Below are 4227 nucleotides of genomic sequence, written 5' to 3' on the forward strand. Positions count from 1 at the left end.
CGTCCAGTTTCACCGGAAATATTGAAACTCATGCGCCGGCTGGACGAGTTGCATCTAGAGTATCCGTTTGCGGGTAGCCGCATGCTGCAGCAGCTGTTGAAGGTAGAAGGCTTTGATATCGGCCGACATAGAGTAAGGTCCTTGATGAAGAGGATGGGTATTGAGGCAATCTACCGACGACCCAATACGTCCAAACCGGCGCCAGAACATAAAATCTACCCGTATCTGCTGCGTGATGTGGAGGTTTTAAGACCCAGTCAGGTCTGGGCCATCGACATTTCCTACAGCGCGCCTCGTCTCGGGTAGACCGAGGAGGCATATGTTTGGAATGCAAAACAAGAAAGGAGAATTTGACAATTGCCATGTCTCCCGCTGCGGGGAGATGAGAGCCGAAGCGGCGGTGACCTGTTGTTTGCTGACAGGGTGACGTAGCCCGTGGGAAAAGGGGATTGAGGCAAAGTCCGTTAAGCTGAGATGGTCCTCCAGGCTGAGTATTGGAAGGTTGAGGAACACGAACCGGTTCACTCGTATCTGTGGGTTGAAATGTCACCTGCGCCTACGCGGTTTATCAGGCGTACCGTCGAAGAAAGTCCTGAAATGTAAGCAGGTCAATCCGAATGTGAGTGCATATGTAGCGCATCTCATAGGGACAGTGGAGAGAACGTAGCCAGACCACTATATCGATGGCGACTTGCGGCAAGCAAGGGCAAAGATTGCGACCGGCAACCTCCCCAGTACGCTTTAAGTCCAACATATGAACGAGGGAAGGCATGGTTGGAATGGCAAGGGAGTACACCCCGATGACCACCATGCTGGCGGAGCTTCCGTAGTAGTCTGAGGCAGGGAGAACCTGTTACACGAGGCCGGAATGAGCTGGTCTCTGGCGAAGGGGGGCAGTTCAAGTTGTTTGACGTTCATATTAACTGACACGAATGAGGTGAAGACCTTTGATAATCAGTGAAATGCAACACAAACTCGCAATGTGGGCAGCAGATGATCCAAACCGTCGGTTTGATCGTCTTTTGCGGCTCGCAGCCAACAAGGGTTGGCTTACTGAGGCAGCTCGCATCGTTCTGGCGTCTAGCGGTGCACGAACTGCGGGCATTGACGGGATAGATAAGCAACATTTGCAGGACAATCTGGATGGTTTTCTGGATAACTTACAAGTGGAGCTACTGGCAGGCACTTACTGCCCTCAGCCGGTAAAACGGATCTACATCCCAAAAGCCAATGGCAAGCAAAGACCCTTGGGTATTCCAACGCTGATCGATGTATTGCTCAACGCGCTATGCTGATGGCCATGGAACCCATTTGGGAGAGCGTTTTCCATTGCAACTCCTACGGCTTCCGGCCTGAACTGAGCGTACACCATGCGGTGCGAACTGTGCGGACCCAACTGCAAGATACTGGCAGTCTCAGAGGGCGTTGGATCATCGAAGGTGATCTAGCCAGCTACTTTGACACTGTGCATCATTGGCTGCTGGTTCGATACATTCGTCGCCGTGTGCGTGACAAACGGTTTATCGGACTGCTCTGGCGGATCCTGAAGGCAGGCCACATCGACCGTGGGCTGTTTAGAGCATCAAGCGAAGGTGTGCCGCAAGGCGGGGTTCTCTCGCCACTCCTATCTAACATCATGCTCCATGAGTTTGATATGTGGTTGGAGACGAAATACCTGAATAAGAAAGCTCGCAAGGATCGATGGGCATGGAACTTCGGCATTCAAAAGGCCATTCCTATAGCGATACGGGAGAACCGACAGTGGAAGCCAGCAGTCTCGTACTGCCGGTATGCTGATGATTTTGTCGTGATTATAAAAGGAAACAAGGCTCACGCCGAAGCAATTCGCAATGAATGCCGCGCGTTCTTGGAGGGTAGGCTGAAATTGACGTTGAATATGGATAAAACCCATATCACCCACGTCAATGACGGGTTTACTTTCCTAGGACATCGCATCATTCGCAAGCGAAGTAGATGGGGCACCATGCGTGTCTCAACTACTATACCTAAAGAGAAGGCTAAGGCGTTTACCCATAAACTCGTCAAGGCCCTCTCTGGCAATCATGATATCAGTGCTGTTGAGATGATTGACCGCCTTAACCGCCAACTGGCGGGGTGGGCGGCCTTTTACAAGTTTACCGGCTTCACAGCTTATGTGTTCCAAAAGATTGATCATGTTATCTTCTGGAAGTTTGCTCACTGGCTGGCACGAAAGTACCGCTCTCGTATCAAGCCCTTGATGCGTAAATGGTTCAAAGTGCCAGAAATAGACAAGGCTAAAACATGGCTGATTTACGGAGTACGTGAACAAGGAAATCGCATTGGTAAAGCGTTAAGGCGGCTGATCTCCAGTCCCAAAGCGCAGTTTAGATGGCGGAACCCTGAGTGTAATCCTTATCTCTTTAGGGAGGAAACTCGTTCAACCATCACCTCTCGCTATCATTATGTTGCAATGGCCATGAGCCTGTCTTGAACGGAGAGCCGTATGCGCTGAAAGGTGCACGTACGGTTCGGGGAGGAGAAGCTCTTACGAGCTTCTTACTCCACTTCCCATGGCAAAGGGCTTCACCTATCTGGTCGCTATCATTGACTGGTACTCGCGCAAAGTTCTGAGCTGGCGGTTATCAATCACCATGGAGGCTACCTTCTGCATCGAAGCTCTGGAAGATGCACTCGCTAAATACGGCAAGCCAGAGATTTTCAACTCTGATCAGGGCTCTCTGTTCACCAGCATAGACTTCACCGATGTGCTCAAGCGTGAGAAGATCAAGATCTCCATGGATGGCAAGGGAGCATGGCGCGACAATGTTTTTATCGAACGGTTCTGGCGCACCATCAAGTATGAGGAAGTCTACCTCAAGGCCTACGCCAGTGTGCCAGAGGCCAGAAAATCCATTAAGCAGTACATCACCTTTTATAACCAGAAGCGCCCACATTCATCGCTTGACTGGAACACCTCGGATCAGGCTTACTGCACCCACCCGCAGCACATAACTCAAGCTGCTGCGTAATCGGAGCGGATCCACTTATAAAACACGCTCACCTGTCCAAATAAACGGAACCACCTCTCTCGAACTTGCTGTCAAAATGTGGGATGCCGGTTTTGCGCTCTGCCCCACCCACGTATGAGTAGACAAAGTGCTGCACACCTGCCTTTTTTGCAGCTTCGGCAAGGGCTTTGCCTTGTTTGATTTCCGTCTCAACACTGCTGGTCCAGTTGTTTTGAACTGAGTACACGCCGTATGCCCTTCAAGAATTGGGCCAAGCGTTTCAGGTTTGTCAAGATTTCCCTGTACAACTTCAACCCCCATGTCGCGTAGTTTCTGCGCGCCGAACTACTCAAGCTGCGTGGAACAGCTTTGATGGTGAAATCTGTTCCAGGCAGATGCCGAACCACAGCACCACCTTGATTGCCGGTTGCACCGGTAACTACGATTGTTTTTGTCATTTCCAACTCTGTGTAGGTTATACGCTAAGCTTCAAGAGGCCGTTTGATGTCTTCAAGGGCCTGCAAGATCATCTTTCTGAACGTGTTGGTTGGAATGAGTGCCAGCATTTTGTACAAACCCTTCCAGCTCATGTCGGACACCACTGTTAGTTTGCAGCAGTCGTCACGCGCTCATGTCAGCACGCTGGTGTGAAACGATAGGTCAGCATATTCGACAAATACGTTTGGGCGATGCAGCCATCGGCGTCGTAGGCAACATATTACCCCTTGGTCTAGCCAGTCTGATGTTCGATTTTCATGTTTCACCCCTTGGCGCGGTGGGCGCACAGTATGTTGACCAAACCGTACACCCTCATGTTTGTTTGACCCGGTTATGACAAAAATCAGGCCTTTAGATAGACAATCTCGTGTAAGCTATTTTCGTTGTAGATCTTGGCCTCACCGTTGCGGATCACTGTCAGTTCTTCTTTGCCGATGTAGCGATACACATCTTCGCCGGGAGTCAGGTCACCCTTTTCTATCATAACAATATGATCGAGCTTGATGTTGAGCGAGAAGGACACATCGCCTTTTTCACCTGTCAAGGTGAATTCCTTGGCAAAAGTATAACCCATCTTGTCGTCGGTCATGGTGGCGTTGATTTCACCAATGGTGATCAGCCCCACTTGAGTGGTCCGGTTTGAAAGTTAGTGCATGACTGACCTTTGGTCTACTGGAATGATTACTTCAGGAGCCGGTGGGCGGAAGTTCAGCGCACTATGGGGGCGTTTGGTATTGTA

Annotated in this window: 1 protein-coding gene and 4 pseudogenes; 3 read left to right on the forward strand and 2 right to left on the reverse strand. The window is 50.5% G+C overall.

What is annotated here, in order from left to right; translation table 11 throughout:
- The 3 pseudogenes from PsAD37_RS20870 to PsAD37_RS20880 all read left to right on the forward strand — a co-directional run.
- Nucleotides 1–285: pseudogene (locus tag PsAD37_RS20870) on the forward strand (IS3 family transposase); the annotation flags it as partial.
- 662 nt (nucleotides 286–947) lie between these two features.
- A pseudogene (gene ltrA / locus PsAD37_RS20875) lies at nucleotides 948–2473 on the forward strand (group II intron reverse transcriptase/maturase).
- A 64-nt stretch (nucleotides 2474–2537) separates the two neighbouring features.
- Nucleotides 2538–3011 (forward strand): annotated as a pseudogene (locus PsAD37_RS20880) (IS3 family transposase); the annotation flags it as partial.
- 28 nt (nucleotides 3012–3039) lie between these two features.
- Here PsAD37_RS20880 and PsAD37_RS29630 read toward each other — a convergent pair.
- Both PsAD37_RS29630 and PsAD37_RS20890 read right to left on the reverse strand, forming a co-directional pair.
- Nucleotides 3040–3448 (reverse strand): annotated as a pseudogene (locus tag PsAD37_RS29630) (NmrA family NAD(P)-binding protein).
- Between the two features lie 383 nt (nucleotides 3449–3831).
- Nucleotides 3832–4113 carry a hypothetical protein gene (locus tag PsAD37_RS20890; protein ID WP_063297783.1) on the reverse strand — a complete coding sequence of 94 codons (282 nt, stop codon included), beginning with the start codon at nucleotides 4111–4113 and terminating at the stop codon, nucleotides 3832–3834.
- Nucleotides 4114–4227: the final 114 nt, after the last annotated feature.

This window comes from Pseudovibrio sp. Ad37, assembly GCF_001623075.1.
Lineage (GTDB): Bacteria > Pseudomonadota > Alphaproteobacteria > Rhizobiales > Stappiaceae > Pseudovibrio.